We start from the raw sequence: 22,564 nt of genomic DNA, 5'->3' as shown, positions 1-22,564 counted from the left end.
CTTGGTGAAGATCTAATGTGGGAGCGGGCTTGCTCGCGAATGCGGTGGATCAGTCAACAGATCCATTGGCTGATACACAGCATTCGCGAGCAAGCCCGCTCCCACATTTTGCTCTGCGTGTGTCTGATAAAAATTGCTCAGGCGCAACAGCTGCCAGATGCCAACTCCTTGAGAATCGGGCAATCGGGCCGATGATCGCCCTGGCAGTGTTCCACCAGGTCCTGCAACGTATCGCGCAGTTGCCCCAGCTCCAGAATCTTCTGGTTCAGCGCCTCGATATGCTCGCGCGCCAAGGCTTTCACATCGGCGCTGGCGCGCTGCCGGTCTTGCCACAAGGTCAGCAGCTTGCCGACTTCCTCCAGCGAAAACCCCAGATCCCGCGAGCGTTTAATAAACGCCAGTGTGTGCAAGTCATCGCTGCCGTACACGCGGTAACCGCTGTCGGTGCGGTGGGCGGCTTTGAGCAGGCCGATGGATTCGTAGTAACGAATCATCTTTGCGCTCAGCCCGCTCTGACGGGCGGCTTGGCCGATGTTCATGGGCGTTGATCCTCCAAATCCTTGGGCTTCCAGGTTTTCAACAGTAACGCATTGCTCACCACACTGACGCTGGACAGGGCCATGGCCGCGCCCGCCAACACCGGGTTGAGCAAACCGAATGCCGCCAGTGGGATGCCGATCAAGTTATACACAAAGGCCCAGAACAGGTTCTGGCGGATTTTTGCGTAGGTCTTGCGGCTGATCTCCAGCGCGGCGGGCACCAGGCGCGGGTCGCCGCGCATCAAGGTAATGCCCGCCGCGTGCATCGCCACGTCGGTGCCGCCGCCCATGGCGATGCCGATATCGGCGGCCGCCAGGGCCGGGGCGTCGTTGATGCCGTCGCCGACCATCGCCACTGCGCCGGTTTTTTTCAGCTGAGCGACGATGGCGGCTTTGTCGGCCGGGAGTACTTCGGCGTGTACATCGTCGATGCCCAATGCCTCGGCCACCACACGGGCGCTGCCGCGGTTGTCGCCGGTGAGCAAGTGGCTGCTGATGTGCTGGGCCCTGAGGTGTTCCACGGCCTCCAGTGCGCCGGGCTTGAGCGTATCGCCAAAGGCGAACAGGCCCAGCACGCGCGGTTGAGCGCCTCGTTCGATCAACCAGGACAACGTGCGCCCTTGGGCTTCCCACGCGCTGGCGGACGCCGCGAGGTCACCCGCGCTCAAGCCGTTTTCTTCCAGCATCCGGCGGTTGCCCAACGCCAGTTGTCGGCCATCGAGGGTGCCCGCAATACCGCGCCCGCTCAGCGCTTGGCTGGCCGTCACATCTGGCACGTTCAAGCCTTGTGCGTTGCAGGCATCCAGCACGGCTTTGGCCAGCGGGTGTTCGCTACCGCGCTGCAGTGCGCCGGCGTGTTGCAGCAGCAGCGACTCATTGCCATCCACCGCCGCCAAATGCGCAATTTTCGGCGCGCCGGAGGTGAGGGTGCCGGTCTTGTCAAACACCACGGCGCTGACTGCATGGGCGCGTTCCAGAGCCTCTGCGTCTTTGATCAGGATGCCATAGCGCGCGGCGACGCCGGTGCCGGCCATGATCGCGGTCGGCGTGGCCAGGCCCAGCGCACACGGGCAGGCAATCACCAGCACCGCCACGGCATTGATGATCGCGGTTTCCAGCGGCGCGCCGTAGAGCCACCAGCCCACCAGGGTGATCAGCGCCAGTACCAGCACGGCGGGCACAAACACCTGGCTGACCTTATCCACCAGTTTCTGGATCGGTGCCTTCGCCGCCTGGGCGTCTTCCACCAGACGAATGATGCGTGCCAGCACGCTTTCGGCACCCAGCGCCTGGGTACGCACCAGCAACCGACCTTCACCGTTGATGGCGCCGCCGGTGACCTTATCGCCGGGCTGTTTCGGCACCGGCAGGCTCTCGCCGCTGATCAAGGCCTCGTCGGCATGGCTCTGGCCCTCCATCACTTCACCGTCCACCGGGAAGCGCTCGCCGGGTTTGACCAGCACCCGGTCGCCGAGCTTCAACGCGCTGATGGCAACGTCTTCTTCGCGGCCGTCCAGCACGCGAATCGCCCGCTCCGGGCGCAAGGCTTCGAGGGCGCGGATGGCGCTGGCGGTCTGGCGCTTGGCGCGGCTTTCCAGGTATTTACCGAGCAGCACCAGCGCGATCACCACGGCCGAGGCTTCGAAATACAGGTGCGGCATGTTGCCGGCGGGCGTGGTGAGCCATTCATAGATGCTCAAGCCATAGCCGGCGCTGGTGCCGATGGCCACCAGCAGGTCCATGTTGCCGGCGCCAGCACGCACGGCTTTCCATGCGGCGCTGTAGAAGCGCGCCCCCAAGATGAATTGCACCGGCGTAGCCAAGGCGAACTGCACCCAGGCGGGCAGCATCCAGTGCAGGCCGAAGGGCTGCACCAGCATCGGCAGCACCAGCGGCAGGGCCAGCACGATCGCCAACAGCAGCGACCAACGCTCGCGATGCAGGCGTTGGGCTTGATTGGCGTCGGTGGCGGTTTCGCTTTGCGCCAGGGTGGCGGTGTAGCCGGCCTTGTCGACGGCGGCGATCAGTACGCCGGGGTCCATTTGGCCCAGCACTTCGACGTGGGCGCGTTCGTTGGCCAGGTTGACGCTGACACGTTGCACGCCCGGCACCTTGCCCAGCGCGCGCTCGACACGGCCGGCACAGCTGGCACAGGTCATGCCGCTGATGGGCAGGTCAAACGTGGTGGATCCATTCATGGGGCAGTCCTCCAGAAGACGATGCCCCTAGGATCAACCTTGACCTGTGGGGAAGGTCAAGGGGCTATTTGCCTCAGGCGGTTGACTGGCCGGCGATGACGGCCGCCATTCAGGCGCGCACGCAAGGACCTGTGGCCGGCAAGGCAGGTGTTCAGTATTCGAGGGCGGCGGGTTTCAGGTACATGCCGTCCGGGCCTTGGGCAATACGCAACTTGCGCACATCACCGGCCTTCAGCGTGATGTTCTGCGCGGGCGGCGCGGGCATGCCCGGCAAGCAGCCAGGGGCTTGGCCCGGCAGCAGTTTCAAGCGCAGCGACACGTTGCCCGCCGGCAAGTTGAACGACGTGGCCTGTTCCTGAAACAGGCGCCCGGCCAACTGGTCCTGGATATACAGGCCGATCTCGCAGCTGGTCGGCACTTCCAGGCGCTCGCGGGAGATGATCAGCACCGCATAGTCTTCGTCGGCGAAGGCCATGGGCGCAGCGGCAGACAAGCTCAACAGGCCGATAAGGGCCAAAAACGACCAGCGCATGGCGAATGCTCCGTGGTTCAAATCCAAGATGGATGAAGCTTGGCCGAGGCGGCGGCTGAATACCAGCCCGGCGGATGTTTTTGAAACTTGACCTTGCCATCGTGGCAAGGTCGAGACTGGCGTCAACCTCATCAAAGGAGTCATGTCATGCAAGTATTCAACGTGGAAGGAATGACCTGCGGCCATTGCGTTCGGGCGGTGACCCAGGCGGTGCAGAGCAAGGACCCTGCGGCGAGCGTCAACGTCAACCTGGCGGCGAAGGAAGTCGGTGTGGAAAGTCACTTGTCCGCCGAGCAGGTTATCGAGCTGATCACCGAAGAAGGCTACAGCGCCAAGCTCGCGTAATTTTTCTGATAGTTAGCGAGCTAACGTAATGTTCATGGCACCCAAGCGCGGCTAGACTGTCGGGCTGCCGACTCACTTGGGTGTCTGATGAACCTCCGCATAATCCTGATTCTGGGCGCCTTGAGCGCCTTCGCGCCGTTGGCGATCGACTTTTACCTGCCGGGCTTTCCAGCGATGGCCACGGCGTTCGCCACCGACGAAAAACATATCCAGCTGACGTTGGCGGTGTATTTCGCGGGTCTGGCCATCGGCCAATTGATCTACGGCCCGCTGGCCGACCGCTTTGGCCGGCGCGTGCCGCTGCTCAGTGGCGTGACGCTGTTTACCATCGCCTCCTTTGCCTGCGCGTATGCGCCGTCCCTGGACTGGCTGATCGGCGCACGCTTCGCGCAAGCCCTCGGCGGGTGTGCGGGCATGGTGATTTCCCGTGCGGTGGTCAGCGACAAATGTGATGCCGTGGGCTCAGCCAAGGTTTATTCGCAACTGATGCTGGTCACCGGCCTGGCGCCGATCCTTGCGCCGTTGGCGGGTGGCTTGATGGTCGGGTTGTGGGGCTGGCAGTCGATTTTCCTGGCGCTGTCGATATTCAGCGTGATGGCAGCCATCGCCGTGGCAGTCGGCTTGCCGGAAACCTTCCCGGCCCATCAGCCGCGCCAGCCGCTGTCCGGTTCGCTGCGCCGCTATGGCGCGCTGCTGTCGGACCGCGTGTACCTGGGCTACGCCCTGACCGGCGGCATCTCGATTGCCGGGATGTTTGCCTACATCGCCGGCTCACCCTTCGTGTTCATCAAACTCTACGGCGTGCCTGCCGAGCATTACGGTTGGCTGTTCGGCTCCAACGCGGCCGGCTTTATCCTGGTGGCGCAGCTCAATGCGCGGTTGCTGGCCAAGCGCGGCCCGGCGTTTTTGTTGTCGCGCACGGTATGGGTGTATGTGGCAGCGGCGTTGTCGCTGTTGGGCATTGCCGCCTTGCGCACCGAAGCGTTGTGGCCGTTGCTGGTGCCGCTGTTTATCTGCATCGCCAGCCTTGGCTGCATTTTGCCCAACACCTCGGCCTGCGCCATGAGCGGGCAGGGCGCACGGGCCGGCAGCGCGTCGGCGTTGCTGGGCTGCATTCAGTTTGGTGTGGCGGCGGGCGCGGCGTCGCTGGTCGGCGTGCTGCACGACGGCACGGCGATGCCGATGGCGATGGTCATCAGCTTGTGCGGTGTACTGGCCGTAACGATTGCAATGTCGACCCAGCGCCTGCAACGGGCGAGGGCCGCGCAAGCGCAGGTCTGAGGTGCGGATCAGCCAGCGGCGGAGCGTTGCTGGCTGAGGGGAATGCGGTGCGGCGCCTGGATGCGCGCTTGCAGGGTGTCGGCGAAGGCCCGGGCCTCGGCCTCAGTGCGGAAGGTGAACGCGTCGCCGTCGAGGCTGACCTGCCATTTGTTGCCTGGGGATTTTGCTAACGCTCTTATCAGGATCTTCATTGCTGACTTCCTCACGTAAAAGAATCGTGGCAAAGGCGGCCAATATAAACCCGAATGCGCTCACAAATATGACAAAGGTCAACTCTCTGACTAGCGGCGTCGTCCATTACTCACCGGAATAAAGGACGACGCTGACAGACCGTTTTAAAACCCTTCCAACACGATCTTGCCCTTGGCCTTACCGCTTTCCAGCAGCGTGTGCGCACGGCGCAGGTTCTGGGCATTGATCACGCCGAAGTGCTCGCCCACCGTGGTTTTCAAGGTGCCGGCGTCGATCAGTTCAGCCACGCGGTTGAGCAGGTTGTGCTGTTCGATCATGTCTGGCGTCTCGAACATCGAGCGCGTGTACATGAACTCCCAATGCAGCGACAGGCTCTTGCGCTTGAGCTTGCTGACATCCAGCGACTTCGGATCGTCGATCAACGCCAACTTGCCTTGTGGCTCCAGCGCTTCTACCAACTGGTCGAGGTGATGATCGGTCTGGGTCAGGCTGGCGACGTGGGTCACCTGTGGGTGGCCGGCGTTTTTCAGCGCTTCGCTCAGCGGTTGGCTGTGATCGATCACCAGGTCGGCGCCGAGCGCCTTGGCCCATTCCTGGGTTTGCGGACGCGAGGCGGTGCCGATGACTTTCAGTGCGGTGAGCTGGCTGGCCAGCTGGGTCAGAATCGAACCCACACCCCCGGCGGCGCCGACGATCAGCAGGCTCTGGCCTTCATCTTCCTTGCCTTCACGCACTTGCAGGCGTTCGAACAGCAACTCCCAGGCCGTGATGGCGGTCAGCGGCAGCGCGGCGGCGTCGGCAAACCCCAGGCTCTTGGGCATATGACCGACGATGCGCTCATCCACGGTGTGCAGTTCGCTGTTGCCGCCCGGGCGTACCAGCGAGCCGGCGTAGAACACTTTGTCTCCGGCTTTGAACAGGGTTACTTCGCTGCCAACGGCCTTGACCACACCCGCCACGTCCCAGCCCAGCACCTTGGCGGCACCGTTTTCCGGGGCGACGTTCTGGCGCACCTTGGTGTCCACCGGGTTGACCGAGATGGCTTTGACTTCCACCAGCAGGTCGCGCGGGCCGGCGACCGGCTCCGGCAGCTCGATGTCTTGCAGGGAGTTTGGATCGGTGATTGGCAGTGCAGCGTAGTAGGCAATGGCTTTCATGGGGACTCCGGAAAAGGGCAGTGATCAGGCAAGAAATTTCAGGCGCTTGAGTTCGAAGTGTTCGATCACGTCAGCGGCCTTGGCGCGGAAGTTCTGGATGTGCGCGCTCTGGTCGTGGTCGGCCAGTGCTGCGTCATCGCTCCAGCGTTCGAGCATGTAGAAGGTCTCGGGATGTTGCAGGTCCTGGTGCAGGTCGTATTGCTCGCAACCGGCTTCCAGGCGGGTCGGTTCCAGCAGGCCGCGCAGCAGGGTTTCCAGGGTTGCCTGTTGGCCGGGTTTGGCGATCAGCGTGGCGATGACGTTAAAGGCAGTGGACATATTCAACTCCTGGCACATGGTGAACGGGATGGGCAGATGATTGGCTATTTCCCGTGAAGATAAAACCCGCTAAAACAGCAGTCTGTTTCAATGGAATTTTGATAATTGGCGGTAATGCATGCTGCGTTTTGATGATTTGCAGTTGTTTGTACGCGCGGCAGACCTGGGCAGTCTGTCGGCTGCCGCGCGGGTCATGGACCTGTCGCCGGCCGTGGCCAGCGCGGCGCTCAAGCGCATCGAACAGCAACTGGGCGCGCGGTTGCTGGCGCGCTCCACCCGCAGCCTGCGGCTGACCGCCGAAGGTGAAGGCTTCCTGGAATATGCCCGCGCAGCCTTGAGTTCGCTGGACGAAGGGCGGCGCTTATTGGCCAGCGGCCAGGACCATGTCAGCGGCGTGCTGCAGCTGTCGGCGCCGTCGGATTTCGGGCGCAACCAGCTGTTGCCATGGCTCGATGAGTTCCAGCGCGACTACCCGCAGCTCACCGTGCGCCTGCTGTTGGGCGACCGGATCGCCGACCTGTTCCGCCAGCCGGTGGATATCGCCCTGCGTTACGGCGAGCCCGAAGATTCCAGCCTGATCGCGCTGCCCATCGCCCCGGACAACAGGCGTGTGCTGTGTGCCGCGCCCAGCTACCTCGCCCGCCACGGCGAGCCGCGGCATCTGGAGCAATTGGCGCAACACAATTGCCTGCTGTACATGCTCGGCAGCCGCGTACACGACCACTGGGGTTTTCACGACGGCAAGCGTGAAGTCAGCCTGACGGTGAGCGGCGACCGCTTCAGTGATGACGCCGATGTGGTGCGGCGCTGGGCGGTGGCGGGTGTCGGTATCGCCTACAAGTCGTGGCTGGATGTGAGCAGCGACGTGCTGGCCGGGCGTCTGCGCGTGATCCTGCCGGAGCTGCGCGGTGAGCGCACGCCGCTCAACCTGCTGTGCGCGCATCGTGCGCAATTGAGCAAGCCCATCAACCTGTTGCGGGAAATGCTCGTGGCCCGCTGTGCGACATTGACTGCGCAATGGCCGGAGCTATTGAGCACCGAGCAATAGCCTCCATCAAAGCGAGAAATTTCACTCAGATCCTGTCCCTATCCGCGCTGTCAGACGCCGCGGAACGGGCGGTTTGCGCCCCTATACTTTGGTTCCAACCGCAGCAGACAAATGGTTTAACAAGGAGTGAATACATGGAAGAAGCACCCTGCATCAGTCACATCGCCAGCTTGCTCTGCGAGCCCAAGCGCACCGCCATGCTCTGGGCCTTGATGGACGGGTCGGCGAAATCGTCAGAGGAACTGGCGAGGCTTGCCGGGCTGTCGTCGGCTTCGGCGATCGCGCATTTGTCGCGCCTGACTGGAAGCGGTTTGCTGCGGGTTGAAGCCCAGCGTGGCAAGCGCGTGTTTCGTGTCGCCGCCGTCGACGTCAGCGTTGCCATCGACGCGTTGGCCAGTACCACCATGGCCAGCGCCGTGCGCAGTGCGCCGCAGGGTCTGCCGCCGACGCTGGTGGCGCCGGCGGCGTTGCGGCGAGCCCGGTTATGCCATGGCCACCTGGGCGGAGAACTGGGCGCGGGGCTTTACCAGCGCATGTTTCAGGCCGGTTGGATCGACCGTCATGAACAGCGTACCGAGGTCACCGTCAAGGGCGCGCAGTGCCTGGCAGGCCTGGGCATTTTTACCCACGCGTTGGCCTCGCCCCTGGCGTGTGATTGTTTTGACTGGAGTCAGCAGCAACCGCACTTGGGGGGCGCATTGGGGGCGGGGCTGTTGCAGCTGTTTTTGCAATCGGGCTGGGTCAGCGTGGTCAACGAGTCGCACGCCCTGCAGTTCTCCGACATCGGGCTTGGGGAAATCAACCGCCTGGCCGCGCCCCAGGAGGGCAATGGTCGCTCAGAGTTTCAGTCAGGTCGCATCCAGCAATAACCAGGCAAAACGATACCGCACACTCGCGTTGGGGATTTTTCATACAGGGGGTGCGGCATGGGCATGCAAGGCTATAGCGCAGCGGAACGGCTGGAACGGTTGCCCATCAGCGGCTACCACCGAATCATCTTTATCATCATCGCGCTGGCGTTTTTCTTCGACTCCATGGACCTGGCGATGATGACTTTCCTGTTGGGGTCGATCAAAACCGAGTTCGGCCTCAGTACGGCCCAGGCCGGGTTGCTGGCCAGTTCGAGTTTTTTCGGCATGGTGGTCGGTGCATCTTTATCGGGAATGCTGGCGGACCGGTTTGGACGCAAACCGGTATTCCAGTGGAGCATTGTGTTGTGGGGCGTCGCCAGCTACCTGTGTTCCACGGCGCAGACGGTGGAGACGCTGACGCTGTTTCGCATTTTGCTGGGGATCGGCATGGGCATGGAGTTCCCGATTGCGCAGTCGATGCTTTCTGAGCTGATTCCTGCCAAGGGGCGCGGGCGCTACATCGCCCTGATGGATGGCTTCTGGCCGTTGGGTTTTGTGGCGGCGGGCGTGCTGTCTTATTTCTTGCTGCCGGTGATTGGTTGGCGTGACATTTTTTTGGTGTTGGCGGTGCCGGCGGTGTTTGTGTTGGCGATCCGGTTTTTTATCCCGGAGTCGCCGCGCTGGCTCGAGCAGGCCGGACGGCACGCGGCGGCGGATAAGGTGTTGCAGGGTATCGAGCAAAAAGTGCGCGATTCGCTGGGGCGCGCCGATTTGCCGGCGCCGATTGCCCTGCCACGGGTTGAGAGCGTGCCGGGGACGTTTTTCTCGGCGTTTCAGCAGCTGTGGTCGCCGCAGTATCGGCAACGCACGATGATGATCTGGAGCGTGTGGTTCTTTGCGTTGCTCGGCTTCTACGGGCTCACCTCCTGGTTGAGCGCGTTGTTGCAGCAGTCGGGGTTTGCGGTCACTCAGTCGGTGTACTACACGGTGATCATTTCCCTGGGCGGGATTCCCGGGTTTCTGATGGCCGCCTGGCTGGTGGAGCGCTGGGGGCGCAAGCCGGTGTGTGTCGTGACTTTGCTGGGCGGTGGCGTGATGGCCTTTGTGTATGGGCAAAGCGCAGTGTTTGGCGGCAACGTGGGGCTGCTGATTACGTCGGGTCTGTTGATGCAGTTCTTCCTGTTTGGCATGTGGGCGGTGCTGTACACCTACACGCCAGAGCTGTATCCCACTTCGGCGCGGGCAACCGGTTCCGGGTTTGCCTCGGCGATTGGTCGGGTGGGCTCGTTGCTCGGGCCGTTGGTAACGGGGCTGGTGTTTCCGATCACGGGGCAGGGCGGGGTGTTTGCCTTGGGCGCGCTGTGTTTTGCCGTGGCGGCGCTGGTGGTGTGGGTATTTGGGATGGAGACGAAGGGCAAGACGCTGGAAGAATTGACCGAAGTCTGAGGAACAGTACAAAAACCACTGTGGGAGCGGGCTTGCTCGCGAAAGCGGTGTTTCAGTCGACACATGTAGTGACTGATACATCGCCTTCGCGGGCAAGCCCGGCTCCCACATTGATTTTGTCGTGTCAGCCGTTGTTGCTTAAGGCTTCACGAGCCGCGCATCCAGGCTGTTCTGCGCCAGGCGTTTGGCCTGGTCCTGGGTCATGCCCAGCGAGGTATACAGCGCGTGGAAGTTCTCGGTGACATAGCCGCCGAAGTACGCCGGGTCATCCGAGTTCACTGTGACTTTCACGCCACGCTCAAGCATGTCGAGGATGTTGTGCTGGGCCATGTCGTCGAACACGCACAGCTTGGTGTTGGACAGCGGGCACACGGTCAATGGGATTTGCTCGTCGATGATCCGCTGCATCAAACGTTCGTCTTCGATGGCGCGCACGCCATGGTCGATACGCTGGATTTTCAGCAGGTCGATGGCTTCCCAGATGTACTCGGGCGGGCCTTCTTCGCCGGCGTGGGCTACGGTGAGGAAGCCTTCGTGCCGGGCGCGGTCGAACACGCGCTGGAACTTGCTCGGCGGGTGGCCCATTTCCGAGCTGTCCAGGCCCACGGCCACAAATGCGTCGCGAAATGGCAGCGCCTGGTCGAGGGTTTTTTCAGCTTCGGCTTCACTCAGGTGGCGCAGGAAGCTGAGGATCAAACCGCTGGTGATGCCCAGTTGCTGCTCGCCATCTTTGAGCGCGGCGGCAATGCCGTTGAGCACGACTTCGAACGGCACGCCACGGTCGGTGTGGGTTTGCGGGTCGAAGAAGGGTTCGGTGTGGATTACGTTCTGTTCTTTGCAGCGCAGCAGGTAGGCCCAGGTCAGGTCGTAGAAATCCTGGGAGGTGCGCAGCACATCGGCGCCCTGGTAATACAGGTCGAGAAACTCTTGCAGATTGTTGAAGGCGTAAGCCTTGCGCAGGGTTTCGACGTCGTTCCAAGGCAGTGCAATCTTGTTGCGTTCGGCCAGTGCGAACAGCAATTCAGGCTCCAGCGAGCCTTCCAGGTGCAGGTGCAATTCAGCCTTGGGCAGGGCGTTGAGCCAATCGTACATTTTCTAAATTCTCATCAGGTGCAATGGCGGCATTCTACAGGCCATGGCCGAAATAATCGGCAAAACCTGACCAGCAGGAGAGTATTGGTTTTTTTCACGCAAGGGCCACGTGAACTAAGGTGTAACGAAACGTTAGCGGCGTGGTGCAGTCTGTACCCCATCAATGACTGATTTGCTGCATGAAAAGGCCCGGAATGCTCACATCCCTCAAGCAAGAAAAATACATGTTACTGGCGCTGATTGCCGCCATCGTCGCCTACCCGTTGGAGCACTGGATGCTGCACAGCGGGCAGATGGTGGCGTTACTCAGTGGCGTGGCGCTGATCGTCTTCATCGTCGTGGCCTCGATGCGCGTTGCCCACCACGCTGAACAACTGGCGGAAAAGGTCGGTGACCCTTACGGCACCATGATTCTGACCCTCGCCGCGGTGTTGGTGGAGGTGGTGATCCTGGCGATCATGATGAGCAACGAACCCTCACCGACGCTGGTGCGCGACACGATTTATTCGGCTGTGATGCTCGATATCAACGGCATCCTCGGCCTGGCTGCGCTGATGGGCGGCATCAAACATGGCGAACAGTCCTACAACGATGACTCGGCACGCAGCTACAGCGTGATGATCCTCACGGCCATGGGCGTGTCGATGGTGGTGCCCGAATTCATCCCACAGGCTGACTGGAAAATTTACTCGGCGTTCACCATCGGCGCGATGGTGCTGCTCTACACCCTGTTTTTGCGCATGCAGGTGGGGCCGCACAGTTATTTCTTCAGTTACAGCTACCCGGAAAAACGCCGCAAGAAACAGCCGGAAGAACAGCAGGAACCGCCAATCAGCTTGGCCTTCTCCATTGGCACCTTGGTGTTTGGCGTGATTGTGATCGGCGCACTGGCCGAGGTGATGTCCAAGACCCTCGACCTGGGCCTGGAAGGCACGGGCGCGCCGCCGGTGATCACGGCGATTGTGGTTGCGGCTATTTCGGCGGCGCCGGAAATTCTGACGGCCTTGCGCGCAGCCCTGGCTAACCGCATGCAGTCGGTGGTCAACATTGCACTCGGAGCGTCGTTGTCGACGGTGATTTTGACGGTGCCGGTGATGGAGGCCATGGCGCTCTACACCGGCCAGCCGTTCCAGATGGCGATGACGCCGGTGCAAACCGTGATGGTGTTGATCACGCTGGTTGTCAGTGCGATCAACCTCAACGATGGCGAAACGAATGCCATCGAAGGGATGACCCATTTTGTGTTGTTTGCGACGTTTATCATGCTGTCGTTGCTGGGGTTGTAACCAAGCCAATGTGGGAGGGGGGCAAGCTCCCTCCCACATTTTGGTCTGCGCCTGACTTAGGTTCCGGCGATCAACTGTCGCGCCGCCTGGCTGTGGTCGGCAATCAAACCTTTCAGATCCAGCCCTTCAACCTGCCCGTCAATCACCCGCCATTTGCCCCCGATCATCACCCGATCCGCCCGGTCGGCGCCGCACAGCAGCAGCGCCGAAATTGGATCGTGGCTGCCGGAAAAACGCAGCTCATCGAGCTTGAACAGCGCCAGGTCAGCCTGTTTGCCCACGGCCAGTTCACCGATATCCGTACGCCCCAGTAATTGCGCCGATCCTTTGGTCGCCCAGCCCAGCACGCCTTCTGGGGTGATCTTTTCTGCGCCGTAACGCAGGCGCTGGATGTACAGGGCCTGGCGCGCTTCAAGGATCATGTTCGAGGCGTCGTTGGACGCCGAGCCGTCCACGCCCAGGCCAATCGGCGCACCGGCGGCGAGCAGGTCCAGGGTCGGGCAGATGCCGGAGGCCAGGCGCATGTTCGAGCTTGGGCAATGGCAGATACCGGTGCCGGCGGCGCCCAGGCGTGCGATTTCCTCCGGGTTGAAGTGAATGCCATGGGCCAGCCAGGTGCGCGGGCCGAGCCAGCCGACGCTGTCGAGATAATCCACGGTGCGCAGGCCGAAGCGCTGCAGGCAGAAGTCTTCTTCGTCGAGGGTTTCCGCCAGGTGCGTGTGCAGGCGCACGTCGAGGCTGTTGGCCAGTTCGGCGCTGGCTTGCATGATTTGCGGGGTGACCGAAAACGGCGAGCAGGGCGCCAGGGCAATCTGGATCTGTGCGCCGTCGCCGCGCTCATGGTATTCGCGGATCAGGCGTTGGCTGTCGTCGAGGATCACTTGGCCTTGTTGCACGGTCTGCTGCGGCGGCAGGCCACCGTCGGCTTCGCCCAGGCTCATGGAACCGCGGGTGAGCATGGCGCGCATGCCCAGTTCGCGCACGCTTTGCACTTGCACGTCGATGGCGTTTTCCAGGCCGTCAGGGAACAGGTAGTGGTGATCGGCCGCGGTGGTGCAGCCCGAGAGCAGCAATTCCGCCAAGGCGACTTTGGACGCCAAAGCGAGTTTTTCCGGGGTCAGCCGGGCCCACACTGGGTAGAGGGTTTTGAGCCACGGGAACAACGGCTGGTTGACCACCGGTGCCCAGGCGCGGGTCAGGGTCTGATAGAAGTGATGGTGGGTGTTGATCAGCCCCGGCAGGATCACATGTTCGCGCGCGTCGAACACCTGTGCGCAGGGCACCGCAGGCTCTTGCCCCCAGCCCAGCAGTTCGGTGATCACACCGTCTTGCAGCACCAGGCCGCCACGGGCATCGAGGCCATTGGCAGTGAAAATCGCGAGGGGGTTTTTTAACCAGATACGGGTCGCAGGCATTGGCCGGCTCCTCTGAATGATGGGTTCAGGTTTGCCAGCTCAGTGTTGCCCTGTCTGCTGATCCAGGGTCGCCGGTTGAGGCGAGGTCGGTAGATTACGTGGAGTTCTGGATCCGGTCCAGCTGTAGGCGCGAGGTGCTCTTGAGTCACCAGTGCCGTTCAGTTAAGCGGGCCCCTGTGGGAGCGGGCTTGCCCGCGATAGCGGTGTGCCAGTCAACATTAAGGTTGGCTGGGCCGACGTCTTCGCGGGCAAGCCCGCTCCCACATGTAGAACCGGGGTATTACCAGGCGATGGTGTCGCCTTTGTAGTCCACGAAGTGATGGCCGCCCTTGCCCGTGTAGGCATTTACCTGATCGATCAGGCCGCGCACGCTGGTGTCGACATCAATAAGCGCGTTTTCACCGCCCATATCCGTCTTCACCCAGCCCGGGTGCAGCGACAGCACAGTGAGCTTTTGGTCACCGAGTTGGGTGATAAAGCTGTTGGTCATGGAGTTGAGTGCAGCCTTGCTGGCCTTGTACAGCGCCAGGTCCGCACCGTCGGGAATGGTCACGCTGCCGAGCACCGAGCTCATGAAGGCCAGCACGCCGCTGTCTTTGCGAATCTTCCCGACAAAACGCTGGGCCAGGTTGATCGGTGCCACGGCATTGGTGAAGAACAGCTGGCCGACTTCCGCGAGGGTGGCGTGGCCAGGCTCTTGATTGGCGGGGCCTTTGACGCCGGCGTTGACGAACAGCAGGTCGAAGGTGCGGTCCTTGAGGCGCTGGCTCAGGGCGATCACGGCTTGCTGATCATCCATGTCCAGCTTTTCGACGTGTACCGGGCCTGCGGCTTTGAGCGCATCGGCCTTGTTCGGATCGCGCACGGTGGCGGTCACATCCCAGCCGTCCTGAAGCAATTGCTTGACCAGGCCAAGGCCCAGCCCGCGCGAGGCGCCGATGATCAGTGCGGTTTTTGGCGTAGACATGAAAGGCTTCCTTTGGAATGAAGGTTCACGGATTCAGTGGACAACGTTGCCCCAGCCTTTGCTGCAACTCCTGGCGCAGGTGGCCGAGTTCGTTGATACGGGTTTCGATCAGGTTGAGCTTGTCTTGCAGCAATTGCGTGACAGCGCTGTCGGGGTCGGGCGCCTGCCACAGGGCGGCGACGCTGCTGCCGATCTCGCCCAGGCTGAAGCCCAGGCGTTGCGCGGTCTTGATGTAGAGCACCAGTTGCACCATGTCTGGCGGGTAGTCGCGGTAACCGTTGGCGCTGCGTTGTGCTGCGATCAACCCGCGCTGCTCGTAGAAACGCAGGGTGTCGCGGCTGACCTGGCTGGCCTGGGCTAGTTCGCCGATACGCATGGGGCGGGCTCGAAAGGGCTTGACCCTGGAGCATACTCCAGGCTTTAGCCTGCTGGCTTCTTAATTCAAGGAGCTTGCCGATATGTGGACCGCTGCCCAATACCGAACACTGGTGCGCGCCAGCGCCTGGTATGACTTGATCGTGACCGCGGCGTTTGTCACCCCGTGGAGCTTTGTGTTGGTGCACAGCGTGTTGCAGGGTTTGAACCTGCCGGGGACGTTGCCGGCGTTTGCACCGGCGCATGTGCTGATGGCCAATTTGCTTGGCTCGATTGTGTGCGTGTGGGCAGTGCTGCGAATTCGCGACCCGCAGCGCCAGTTTGGCCTCTATGACGCGGCCGGCCGCGCACTGTTCGCGACCTGGCAGCTCTACGCGCTGATGCAGGGGGCGACGGCGGTGTTGTGGGTAACGTTACTGTTTGAGGGGGCGTGGGGCATCGCGCAGATGGTCCCCGTGGAGACTGATCAAAAAATGACCGGCGCCCGTAAGCCCTTATGACAGAAGGGTTACAGGCGGATGTGCTCAGGTTATCCACAGGCAGGTGCACAGTAGATGTGGGCAGTTTCAGCGCGCCAGCAGGATGCGCCCACGGCTCAGGTCGGCGAGTTGGGTTTGCAGCGTGTCGATAGCCGCCTCGCCCAGTGCCAGCTGCAGCTCCACGCCATTGGCGGTGAAGGTTTCCTCCACCACCAGCCCGCCCAGTTCGGCGACCCGCAGTTTCACCAGGTTCAGCTCGGAAAAGCCGCAGGCGCAGCTCAGTGGCACGCGGCTGATCAGCTCGATGCGCTCGGCATTTTGCAGGCATTTGTTCGCGCCGCCGCCGTAGGCACGGGCGAGGCCACCGGTGCCCAGTTGGATGCCGCCGTACCAGCGAATCACCAGCACGGCGACCTGATCAAAGCCTTGGGCCTCGATGGCGGCCAGAATCGGCCGCCCCGCGGTACCGCCGGGTTCGCCGTCGTCGTTGCTGCGGTACTGGTCGGCGAGCTTCCAGGCCCAACAGTTGTGCGTGGCGTTGAGGTCGCTGTATTGCTCGAAAAACGCTTGGGCGTCTTGCGCGCTGCTGATCGGCGCCGCGAGGGTAATAAAGCGGCTTTTGCGTATTTCTTCACGAAATTCGCAAAGGCCGGTAAGCGTGAAAGGCATAAGTCGCTTCGTTTAGAGGGCTGGCTGGATGCCACAGCCTTTGAGAATGATGTGGATCAGGTTGCTGCCGGCGTCTTCCATGTCTTGTTTGGTCAGCTTGGTGCGGCCGGTGACACGGCAGATCTGGGTGGCAAAGTCGGCGTAGTGCTGGGTGCTGCCCCACAGCAGGAAGATCAGGTGCACCGGGTCGATGGGGTCCATCTTGCCGGCGTCGATCCAGGCCTGGAACACGGCGGCGCGACCACTGAACCAGGCGCGGTAATCCTGGCTGAAATATTCGGTGAGGCATTCGCCGCCACTGATGATTTCCATGGCGAAGATCCGCGAGGCCTGTGGGTGACGCCGGGAAAACTCCATCTTGGTGCGGATGTAGCGGGTGAGCGCCACGGCCGGGTCGTCGTCGGCGGTCAGCGCGTTGAAGGTGCTGTCCCACAGTTCGAGGATATTGCTGAGCACCGCGATGTACAGGCCGAGCTTGTTGGTGAAGTAGTAATGCAGGTTGGCCTTGGGCAGCCCGGCACTCGAGGCAATGGTGTTCATGCTGGTGCCTTTGTAGCCATGGCGCGCGAACTCGTCTTCAGCAGCCTGCAGAATCGCTTGTTCGTTCTTTTGCCGAATGCGGCTGGCGGGTTTACCGGCGTGGTTGCTGTGGGCAGGAACTTCGAGGCTCATGGAGGTTTCCGTGCTGATCGATAGAGACGACGTGTGCACAGATAACCCACCCTCAAGCCTCAGACAAGTCCCGATGCAATAAAACCGTCAAAGCGGTTCCAGTGTGTCGCTTTCCGGCGCGTGGTTTGCGGCAGCGCAGGTCGCTTTGGTTTCCGGTAACAACAGGCACAACACGATGGCGGTCAGGCCGCCGCTGGTGATGGCTGAGTCGAACAGGTTTTGCACCAGGGACGGCATCAAGTGCAACAGGTCCGGTTGGGCGGCAATGCCCAGGCCGACGCCGAACGAGGTGGCGATGATCAGCATGCTGCGCCGGTCCAGTGGCGCCTGGGCAAGGATGCGCACACCGGCAGCGGCCACGCTGCCGAACATCACCAGGGTGGCGCCGCCCAATACCGGCTTGGGAATTTGCTGCAGCACGGCACCAATCAACGGAAACAAGCCGAGACAGAACAGCAGCACGCCGATGTACAAACCGACGTAACGGCTGGCGACGCCGGTGAGTTGGATCACGCCGTTGTTCTGCGCGAAGGTGGTGTTGGGAAAGGCGCTGAAGGTAGCAGCGATCATGCAACTCACACCATCGCCCAATACGCCGCCTTTGAGTCGGCTTATATAAGAAGGGCCGCTGATGGGTTGGCGCGCAATCATGCAATTGGCGGTGAGGTCACCGACGGTTTCGATGCTGCTGATCAGATAAATCAGCGCGATGGGCAAAAAAGCGCTCCAGTCAAAGTTGAAACCAAAGCGAAAGGGCATTGGCACGCTGATCAAGGGCAAGTCGGGCAGGGCTTGGGGTACCAGTTTGCCGCTGAACCAGGCGGCCAGGCTGCCGAGGGCCAAGCCGATGATGATCGCCGAAAGGCGTACCCACGGGGTGTTGGAGCGGTTGAGCAGAATGATGGTCAGCACCACGAACACGCCCAACGCCAGGTTCACCGGAGCGCCGAAGTCAGGCGCGTTAAAACCGCCGCCGAGGTCGGTGATGCCCACCTTGATCAGGCTGATGCCGATCAGCGTGATCACAATCCCGGTGACCAAGGGCGTGATCACTCGGCGCAGTTGGCCGATAAAGCGGCTCAGCACGATCTGTACCGCCGCGCCGAAAAAGCACACGCCGAAGACCATCGCCATGATGTCTTCCGGGCTGCCACCGCGTTGCTTGACCAGAAAGCCTGCCGACAACACCGCGCCGAGAAACGCAAAGCTGGTGCCTTGCAGGCAGATCATCCCGGCACCGATGCCAAATGGCCTGCGCGCCTGAATGAAGGTGCCGACGCCGGAGACCATCAGCGCCATGCTGATCAGATAGGGCAAATGGGCGGTGAGGCCCAGCGTGGAGCCAATAATCAAAGGCGGCGTGATAATGCCGACGAACGCCGCCAGCACGTGTTGCGCGGCGGCCAGTATTGCCGGGATGGGTTTTGGGCGGTCGTTGAGGCCGTAGATCAGGTCGCTGGGGCTGGAGGTTTCTGGTGGCATGGCGGGCAAACTCAGGGCGGACGGTTCAAGGTCCTTGTGCCTTGCAAAAAGCTGTCCAGTTGCTCAGCTTTTGCAGAAAGGCCCGAGCTAGCGCGTTGCCGCCAGACTCTCGAGAAAGCTTTCCAGCACCAAATGAGGGCGACGGCCCTTGCGCGTGACCGATGCGAGGCTCAAATCGTAAAAACGTGTAGTCGGTTTCAGCGCACGCAGTCGGCCTTGTTGCACCCACAGGCTGGCGTAGTGGTCCGGCAGGTAACCAATGTAGCGACCCGTGAGGATCAGGAACGCCATGCCTTCGCGGTCCGAGGCACTGGCGGTGCAGTTGAGTGCCTGGTAATGGGCCTGGATCTCGGCGGGCAAGCGGAAGGTGGGGGCGATGGCGTCCTGGCTGTCGAGGCGGGTGTCGTCCAGTTGTTTGTCGTCGGCATAAAACAGCGGGTGGCCAACCGCGCAATAGAGCAGCGAACGTTCGCTGTACAGCGGCTGGTATTCCAGTCCCGACAGCGCGCTGGCCTGGGGGACAACGCCGACATGCAGGCGGCCGTCGAGTACGCCTTGCTCGACTTCATTGGGGGCGATCATGCGGATTTGTATCTGCACGTCCGGGCCGCGTTCCTTCAACTGTGCCAACGCGTGAGTGATGCGCATGTGGGGCAGGGTGACGAGGTTGTCGGTGAGGCCGATGATCAGCTCGCCACGCAAATGCTGGTGCAGGCCGTTGACCTCAGTGCGAAAGCTTTCCAGGGCACTTAATAGCTGCAGGGCCGATTGGTAGACCTCGCGGCCTTCTTCGGTGAGCGAGAAACCGGCACGCCCGCGTTGGCACAGGCGCAATCCCAGGCGCTGTTCGAGGTCGCTCATCTGCTGGCTGATGGCCGAGCGGCCAATGCCGAGCACGGTTTCTGCTGCCGAGAAGCCGCCGCACTCCACCACGCTGCGAAAGATGCGCAACAGGCGGATATCGAAGTCACTGACTTGGGCCAGGGGGTCGGGTCGACGGCTGCTCATAGTTTAGTGAAGGCCTGACTGAAGGTTAGAAAAGTTGAATTTCACCGACTTTATCCCCGTGGCAATTTAGCTGCAAGAACGCTTTTCAATCCCGACGCTGCCTTTTGCCCTGCGAGGTTTTGCTGATGAACATGCCCGAAAACGCCCCTACGTCCCTGGCCAGCCAATTGAAGTTGGATGCGCACTGGATGCCCTACACCGCCAACCGTAACTTCCAGCGTGACCCGCGCCTGATCGTGGCCGCCGAAGGCAGTTGGTTGACCGATGACAAGGGCCGCAAGGTGTACGACTCGTTGTCGGGCCTGTGGACCTGCGGCGCCGGGCACACCCGCAAGGAAATCCAGGAGGCGGTCGCCAAGCAACTGGGCACCCTGGACTACTCCCCGGGCTTCCAGTACGGCCATCCGCTTTCGTTCCAGCTGGCAGAAAAGATTACCGACCTGACGCCGGGCAATCTGAACCACGTGTTTTTCACGGACTCGGGCTCCGAGTGCGCCGATACCGCGGTGAAGATGGTGCGCGCCTACTGGCGGCTGAAGGGGCAGGCGACCAAGACCAAAATGATCGGCCGCGCCCGTGGCTATCACGGTGTCAACATCGCCGGCACCAGCCTGGGCGGCGTCAACGGTAACCGGAAGCTGTTTGGTCAGGGCTTGATGGATGTGGATCACCTGCCTCACACCTTGCTGGCGAGCAATGCGTTTTCTCGTGGCATGCCGGAGCAGGGCGGTATCGCCTTGGCCGATGAGCTGCTCAAGTTGATCGAACTGCACGACGCGTCGAACATCGCCGCCGTGTTTGTTGAGCCGATGGCCGGCTCCGCTGGCGTGCTGGTGCCGCCACAGGGCTACCTCAAGCGTCTGCGTGAGATCTGCGATCAGCACAACATCCTGCTGGTGTTCGACGAAGTGATCACCGGGTTCGGTCGTACCGGCTCAATGTTCGGCGCCGACAGTTTCGGCGTGACCCCGGACCTGATGTGCATCGCCAAGCAAGTCACCAACGGCGCGATCCCGATGGGCGCGGTGATTGCCAGCAGCGAGATCTATCAGACCTTCATGAACCAGGCGACGCCGGAGTACGCCGTGGAATTCCCCCACGGCTATACCTACTCGGCGCACCCGGTGGCGTGCGCGGCTGGCCTGGCGGCATTGGACCTGCTGCAGAAGGAAAACCTGGTGCAGAGCGTGGCCGAAGTCGCGCCACACTTTGAGAATGCGCTGCACGGTTTGAAGGGCAGCAAGAACGTGATCGACATTCGTAACTACGGCCTGGCCGGTGCGATCCAGATTGCTCCGCGTGACGGTGATGCCATCGTGCGTCCATTCGAGGCCGGCATGGCCTTGTGGAAAGCCGGCTTCTACGTGCGCTTTGGCGGCGACACCCTGCAGTTTGGGCCAACCTTCAACAGCAAGCCGCAGGACCTGGATCGTCTGTTTGACGCGGTCGGCGACGTGCTGAACAAGATCGACTGATTTCTCCTTCTATATAGAACACCTTTTCAGGAGCCCTGCATGAGCCTTATCCAGCATTTGATCAACGGTGAGTTGGTCAATGACAGCGGCCGGAGTGCCGACGTGTACAACCCGTCTACCGGCCAGGTGATTCACCAGGTGCCATTGGCCAGTCGTGAAACCATCCAACAGGCGATCGACTCGGCCAAGGCCGCGTTCCCGGCGTGGCGCAATACCCCGCCGGCCAAACGTGCCCAGGTGATGTTTCGTTTCAAGCAATTGCTGGAGCAAAACGAAGCACGCATCTCGCAGTTGATCAGCGAAGAGCACGGCAAGACGCTGGAAGACGCGGCGGGTGAATTGAAGCGCGGGATCGAGAACGTCGAGTACGCGTGCTCGGCGCCGGAGATTCTCAAGGGCGAGTACAGCCGTAACGTGGGACCGAACATTGATGCCTGGTCGGATTTCCAGCCGTTGGGCGTGGTGGCTGGTATTACGCCGTTCAACTTCCCGGCGATGGTGCCGTTGTGGATGTATCCGCTGGCGATTGTCTGCGGCAACTGTTTCATCCTGAAGCCGTCGGAACGTGATCCAAGTTCTACGCTGCTGATCGCGCAGTTGCTGCAGGAAGCCGGCTTGCCTAAAGGCGTGTTGAGCGTGGTACACGGTGACAAGGGCGCGGTGGATGCGCTGATTGAAGCGCCGGAAGTCAAGGCGCTGAGCTTTGTGGGTTCGACGCCCATTGCCGAATACATTTATTCCGAAGCGACCAAGCGCGGCAAACGTGTGCAAGCGCTGGGCGGGGCGAAGAACCACGCGGTGCTGATGCCGGACGCAGACCTGGATAACGCCGTGAGTGCCTTGATGGGCGCGGCGTATGGTTCGTGCGGTGAGCGTTGCATGGCGATCTCGGTGGCGGTGTGCGTGGGTGATCAGGTGGCGGATGCGTTGATCGCCAAGCTGGTGCCGCAGGTCAAAGCGCTGAAGATCGGCGCGGGCACGTCCTGTGGCCTGGATATGGGGCCGTTGGTGACGGGCCAGGCGCGCGACAAGGTCAGCGGCTATATAGAAGATGGCGTGTCGGCGGGTGCCAAGCTGGTGGTCGACGGTCGCGGTTTGAGTGTTGCCGGGCATGAGGAAGGTTTCTTCCTGGGCGGCAGCCTGTTTGATCGTGTGACCCCTGAGATGCGCATCTATAAAGAAGAGATCTTCGGGCCGGTGCTGTGTGTGGTTCGGGTGGATAGCCTGGAAGCGGCGATGCAGCTGATCAATGATCACGAGTACGGTAATGGCACTTGCATCTTTACTCGTGACGGTGAGGCGGCGCGCCTGTTCTGTGACGAGATTGAAGTGGGCATGGTCGGGGTGAACGTCCCGCTGCCGGTGCCGGTGGCTTATCACAGCTTCGGCGGCTGGAAGCGCTCGCTGTTTGGCGACTTGCATGCCTATGGGCCGGATGGGGTGCGTTTCTATACCCGTCGCAAGGCGATCACCCAGCGTTGGCCGCAACGAGCCAGCCATGAAGCGTCGCAGTTTGCCTTTCCTAGCCTGTAAGGCGGAATAAAAGCCGGCCCCTTGGGGCCGGCTTTGTCGTTTTTGGGGCTTTATTGACCGATATGACAGAAATGTGAAAAAAGGTGTTGACGGCAGATTCTGGAAGTCTATAATTCGCCCCACTTCCGGCGCAGTCGAAACGGAAAACTCCTTGGTAAACAAAGAGTTACGCGAGATTCGACAGCGAGTTGCTTCAGTTCATCG

At 61.6% G+C, this 22,564-nt stretch carries 23 protein-coding genes; 9 read left to right on the top strand and 14 right to left on the bottom strand.

Annotated features, from left to right (window positions below):
- Positions 1–137: 137 nt before the first annotated feature.
- The 3 genes from cueR to ACP7B3_RS15520 form a co-directional block, all read right to left on the bottom strand.
- Positions 138–539 (bottom strand): Cu(I)-responsive transcriptional regulator, encoded by a 402-nt coding sequence (gene cueR / locus ACP7B3_RS15530; protein ID WP_106577733.1) that lies wholly within the window; start codon positions 537–539, stop codon positions 138–140.
- Complete coding sequence (locus ACP7B3_RS15525; RefSeq protein WP_426179537.1) at positions 536–2,737, bottom strand: heavy metal translocating P-type ATPase; 2,202 nt, start codon at positions 2,735–2,737, stop codon at positions 536–538. Before ACP7B3_RS15525 ends, cueR begins: the two co-directional genes overlap by 4 nt.
- Before the next feature lie 151 nt (positions 2,738–2,888).
- Positions 2,889–3,269 carry a hypothetical protein gene (locus ACP7B3_RS15520; protein WP_426179535.1) on the bottom strand — a complete coding sequence of 127 codons (381 nt, stop codon included), beginning with the start codon at positions 3,267–3,269 and terminating at the stop codon, positions 2,889–2,891.
- Positions 3,270–3,416: 147 nt separating this feature from the next.
- On the opposite strand from ACP7B3_RS15520, the gene ACP7B3_RS15515 reads away from it, so the two are divergent.
- The gene (locus ACP7B3_RS15515) at positions 3,417–3,614 is read left to right on the top strand and encodes a heavy-metal-associated domain-containing protein (RefSeq protein ID WP_426179533.1); all 198 of its coding nucleotides are present in this window, start codon (positions 3,417–3,419) and stop codon (positions 3,612–3,614) included.
- An 87-nt stretch (positions 3,615–3,701) separates the two neighbouring features.
- Positions 3,702–4,895, top strand: a complete 1,194-nt coding sequence (locus ACP7B3_RS15510; protein ID WP_426179531.1) for a multidrug effflux MFS transporter — start codon at positions 3,702–3,704, stop codon at positions 4,893–4,895.
- 8 nt (positions 4,896–4,903) lie between these two features.
- Here ACP7B3_RS15510 and ACP7B3_RS15505 read toward each other — a convergent pair whose 3' ends face one another.
- The 3 genes from ACP7B3_RS15505 to ACP7B3_RS15495 form a co-directional block, all read right to left on the bottom strand.
- Positions 4,904–5,086 (bottom strand): hypothetical protein, encoded by a 183-nt coding sequence (locus tag ACP7B3_RS15505; RefSeq protein ID WP_106577738.1) that lies wholly within the window; start codon positions 5,084–5,086, stop codon positions 4,904–4,906.
- A 144-nt stretch (positions 5,087–5,230) separates the two neighbouring features.
- Complete coding sequence (locus tag ACP7B3_RS15500; protein ID WP_145160365.1) at positions 5,231–6,244, bottom strand: zinc-binding alcohol dehydrogenase family protein; 1,014 nt, start codon at positions 6,242–6,244, stop codon at positions 5,231–5,233.
- Positions 6,245–6,268: 24 nt separating this feature from the next.
- Positions 6,269–6,562: a putative quinol monooxygenase gene (locus ACP7B3_RS15495; protein ID WP_242199116.1), complete on the bottom strand. Its 294-nt coding sequence runs from the start codon at positions 6,560–6,562 to the stop codon at positions 6,269–6,271.
- 118 nt (positions 6,563–6,680) lie between these two features.
- Between ACP7B3_RS15495 and ACP7B3_RS15490 the strand changes: the two genes are divergently transcribed.
- The 3 genes from ACP7B3_RS15490 (at position 6,681) to ACP7B3_RS15480 (ending at position 9,907) form a co-directional block, all read left to right on the top strand.
- Positions 6,681–7,610 (top strand): LysR family transcriptional regulator, encoded by a 930-nt coding sequence (locus ACP7B3_RS15490; RefSeq protein ID WP_426179528.1) that lies wholly within the window; start codon positions 6,681–6,683, stop codon positions 7,608–7,610.
- A 134-nt stretch (positions 7,611–7,744) separates the two neighbouring features.
- Entirely contained in the window at positions 7,745–8,479 is a 735-nt protein-coding gene (locus tag ACP7B3_RS15485) for a winged helix-turn-helix domain-containing protein (RefSeq protein ID WP_242199119.1), read from the top strand.
- 57 nt (positions 8,480–8,536) lie between these two features.
- Positions 8,537–9,907, top strand: coding sequence for an MFS transporter (locus ACP7B3_RS15480; protein WP_369301496.1), 1,371 nt, complete (start codon positions 8,537–8,539; stop codon positions 9,905–9,907).
- Positions 9,908–10,045: 138 nt separating this feature from the next.
- Here the strand turns inward: ACP7B3_RS15480 and ACP7B3_RS15475 are convergent, their stop codons facing one another.
- Positions 10,046–10,999 (bottom strand): adenosine deaminase, encoded by a 954-nt coding sequence (locus tag ACP7B3_RS15475; protein WP_119737737.1) that lies wholly within the window; start codon positions 10,997–10,999, stop codon positions 10,046–10,048.
- A gap of 194 nt (positions 11,000–11,193) precedes the next feature.
- On the opposite strand from ACP7B3_RS15475, the gene ACP7B3_RS15470 reads away from it, so the two are divergent.
- On the top strand, positions 11,194–12,285 hold the full coding sequence (locus ACP7B3_RS15470; protein ID WP_145160376.1) for a calcium:proton antiporter: 1,092 nt from the start codon (positions 11,194–11,196) through the stop codon (positions 12,283–12,285).
- A gap of 56 nt (positions 12,286–12,341) precedes the next feature.
- Here ACP7B3_RS15470 and ACP7B3_RS15465 read toward each other — a convergent pair whose 3' ends face one another.
- The 3 genes from ACP7B3_RS15465 to ACP7B3_RS15455 all read right to left on the bottom strand — a co-directional run bounded on the left by ACP7B3_RS15465 (position 12,342) and on the right by ACP7B3_RS15455 (position 15,043).
- Positions 12,342–13,700 carry an 8-oxoguanine deaminase gene (locus tag ACP7B3_RS15465; RefSeq protein WP_242201967.1) on the bottom strand — a complete coding sequence of 453 codons (1,359 nt, stop codon included), beginning with the start codon at positions 13,698–13,700 and terminating at the stop codon, positions 12,342–12,344.
- Positions 13,701–13,980: 280 nt separating this feature from the next.
- Complete coding sequence (locus ACP7B3_RS15460; protein WP_145160379.1) at positions 13,981–14,667, bottom strand: SDR family oxidoreductase; 687 nt, start codon at positions 14,665–14,667, stop codon at positions 13,981–13,983.
- A gap of 25 nt (positions 14,668–14,692) precedes the next feature.
- Positions 14,693–15,043: a MerR family transcriptional regulator gene (locus ACP7B3_RS15455; protein WP_145160381.1), complete on the bottom strand. Its 351-nt coding sequence runs from the start codon at positions 15,041–15,043 to the stop codon at positions 14,693–14,695.
- Positions 15,044–15,125: 82 nt separating this feature from the next.
- Here ACP7B3_RS15455 and ACP7B3_RS15450 point away from each other — a divergent pair, with 82 nt between their 5' ends.
- Positions 15,126–15,542 carry a hypothetical protein gene (locus ACP7B3_RS15450; RefSeq protein ID WP_145160383.1) on the top strand — a complete coding sequence of 139 codons (417 nt, stop codon included), beginning with the start codon at positions 15,126–15,128 and terminating at the stop codon, positions 15,540–15,542.
- Positions 15,543–15,608: 66 nt separating this feature from the next.
- Here ACP7B3_RS15450 and ACP7B3_RS15445 read toward each other — a convergent pair whose 3' ends face one another.
- From ACP7B3_RS15445 to ACP7B3_RS15430, 4 genes are all read right to left on the bottom strand, one after another.
- A complete protein-coding gene (locus tag ACP7B3_RS15445) occupies positions 15,609–16,190 on the bottom strand; it encodes an IMPACT family protein (protein WP_145160385.1) in 582 nt (193 codons plus the stop codon).
- Positions 16,191–16,202: 12 nt separating this feature from the next.
- A complete protein-coding gene (locus ACP7B3_RS15440) occupies positions 16,203–16,862 on the bottom strand; it encodes a TetR/AcrR family transcriptional regulator (protein ID WP_426179523.1) in 660 nt (219 codons plus the stop codon).
- Between the two features lie 87 nt (positions 16,863–16,949).
- Positions 16,950–18,344, bottom strand: coding sequence for a uracil-xanthine permease family protein (locus tag ACP7B3_RS15435; RefSeq protein WP_426179521.1), 1,395 nt, complete (start codon positions 18,342–18,344; stop codon positions 16,950–16,952).
- Positions 18,345–18,431: 87 nt separating this feature from the next.
- Positions 18,432–19,352 (bottom strand): LysR family transcriptional regulator, encoded by a 921-nt coding sequence (locus ACP7B3_RS15430; RefSeq protein WP_145160389.1) that lies wholly within the window; start codon positions 19,350–19,352, stop codon positions 18,432–18,434.
- 125 nt (positions 19,353–19,477) lie between these two features.
- Between ACP7B3_RS15430 and ACP7B3_RS15425 the strand changes: the two genes are divergently transcribed.
- Positions 19,478–20,827 carry an aspartate aminotransferase family protein gene (locus ACP7B3_RS15425; RefSeq protein WP_242201970.1) on the top strand — a complete coding sequence of 450 codons (1,350 nt, stop codon included), beginning with the start codon at positions 19,478–19,480 and terminating at the stop codon, positions 20,825–20,827.
- Between the two features lie 39 nt (positions 20,828–20,866).
- Positions 20,867–22,360 carry a CoA-acylating methylmalonate-semialdehyde dehydrogenase gene (locus tag ACP7B3_RS15420; protein WP_124416352.1) on the top strand — a complete coding sequence of 498 codons (1,494 nt, stop codon included), beginning with the start codon at positions 20,867–20,869 and terminating at the stop codon, positions 22,358–22,360.
- The last annotated feature ends 204 nt before the right edge of the window (positions 22,361–22,564 follow it).

Source organism: Pseudomonas sp. TWRC1-2, from assembly GCF_049896685.1.
In the GTDB taxonomy this organism is placed as follows: domain Bacteria; phylum Pseudomonadota; class Gammaproteobacteria; order Pseudomonadales; family Pseudomonadaceae; genus Aquipseudomonas.
Note: the sequence above shows the minus strand (reverse complement) of the source record. Positions and strands in the feature narration are given on the sequence as shown.

Excerpts from the sequence above, each read along its gene's own strand:
- ACP7B3_RS15470 (WP_145160376.1), top strand. The coding sequence starts at position 11,194 with ATGCTCACATCCCTCAAGCAAGAAAAATACATGTTACTGGCGCTGATT.
- ACP7B3_RS15460 (WP_145160379.1), bottom strand. The coding sequence starts at position 14,667 with ATGTCTACGCCAAAAACCGCACTGATCATCGGCGCCTCGCGCGGGCTG.
- ACP7B3_RS15420 (WP_124416352.1), top strand. The coding sequence starts at position 20,867 with ATGAGCCTTATCCAGCATTTGATCAACGGTGAGTTGGTCAATGACAGC.
- ACP7B3_RS15440 (WP_426179523.1), bottom strand. The coding sequence starts at position 16,862 with ATGAGCCTCGAAGTTCCTGCCCACAGCAACCACGCCGGTAAACCCGCC.
- ACP7B3_RS15435 (WP_426179521.1), bottom strand. The coding sequence starts at position 18,344 with ATGCCACCAGAAACCTCCAGCCCCAGCGACCTGATCTACGGCCTCAAC.
- ACP7B3_RS15490 (WP_426179528.1), top strand. The coding sequence starts at position 6,681 with ATGCTGCGTTTTGATGATTTGCAGTTGTTTGTACGCGCGGCAGACCTG.
- ACP7B3_RS15520 (WP_426179535.1), bottom strand. The coding sequence starts at position 3,269 with ATGCGCTGGTCGTTTTTGGCCCTTATCGGCCTGTTGAGCTTGTCTGCC.
- ACP7B3_RS15445 (WP_145160385.1), bottom strand. The coding sequence starts at position 16,190 with ATGCCTTTCACGCTTACCGGCCTTTGCGAATTTCGTGAAGAAATACGC.
- ACP7B3_RS15485 (WP_242199119.1), top strand. The coding sequence starts at position 7,745 with ATGGAAGAAGCACCCTGCATCAGTCACATCGCCAGCTTGCTCTGCGAG.
- ACP7B3_RS15505 (WP_106577738.1), bottom strand. The coding sequence starts at position 5,086 with ATGAAGATCCTGATAAGAGCGTTAGCAAAATCCCCAGGCAACAAATGG.
- cueR (WP_106577733.1), bottom strand. The coding sequence starts at position 539 with ATGAACATCGGCCAAGCCGCCCGTCAGAGCGGGCTGAGCGCAAAGATG.
- ACP7B3_RS15525 (WP_426179537.1), bottom strand. The coding sequence starts at position 2,737 with ATGAATGGATCCACCACGTTTGACCTGCCCATCAGCGGCATGACCTGT.
- ACP7B3_RS15430 (WP_145160389.1), bottom strand. The coding sequence starts at position 19,352 with ATGAGCAGCCGTCGACCCGACCCCCTGGCCCAAGTCAGTGACTTCGAT.
- ACP7B3_RS15500 (WP_145160365.1), bottom strand. The coding sequence starts at position 6,244 with ATGAAAGCCATTGCCTACTACGCTGCACTGCCAATCACCGATCCAAAC.
- ACP7B3_RS15495 (WP_242199116.1), bottom strand. The coding sequence starts at position 6,562 with ATGTCCACTGCCTTTAACGTCATCGCCACGCTGATCGCCAAACCCGGC.
- ACP7B3_RS15455 (WP_145160381.1), bottom strand. The coding sequence starts at position 15,043 with ATGCGTATCGGCGAACTAGCCCAGGCCAGCCAGGTCAGCCGCGACACC.
- ACP7B3_RS15510 (WP_426179531.1), top strand. The coding sequence starts at position 3,702 with ATGAACCTCCGCATAATCCTGATTCTGGGCGCCTTGAGCGCCTTCGCG.
- ACP7B3_RS15475 (WP_119737737.1), bottom strand. The coding sequence starts at position 10,999 with ATGTACGATTGGCTCAACGCCCTGCCCAAGGCTGAATTGCACCTGCAC.
- ACP7B3_RS15465 (WP_242201967.1), bottom strand. The coding sequence starts at position 13,700 with ATGCCTGCGACCCGTATCTGGTTAAAAAACCCCCTCGCGATTTTCACT.
- ACP7B3_RS15480 (WP_369301496.1), top strand. The coding sequence starts at position 8,537 with ATGGGCATGCAAGGCTATAGCGCAGCGGAACGGCTGGAACGGTTGCCC.
- ACP7B3_RS15450 (WP_145160383.1), top strand. The coding sequence starts at position 15,126 with ATGTGGACCGCTGCCCAATACCGAACACTGGTGCGCGCCAGCGCCTGG.
- ACP7B3_RS15515 (WP_426179533.1), top strand. The coding sequence starts at position 3,417 with ATGCAAGTATTCAACGTGGAAGGAATGACCTGCGGCCATTGCGTTCGG.
- ACP7B3_RS15425 (WP_242201970.1), top strand. The coding sequence starts at position 19,478 with ATGAACATGCCCGAAAACGCCCCTACGTCCCTGGCCAGCCAATTGAAG.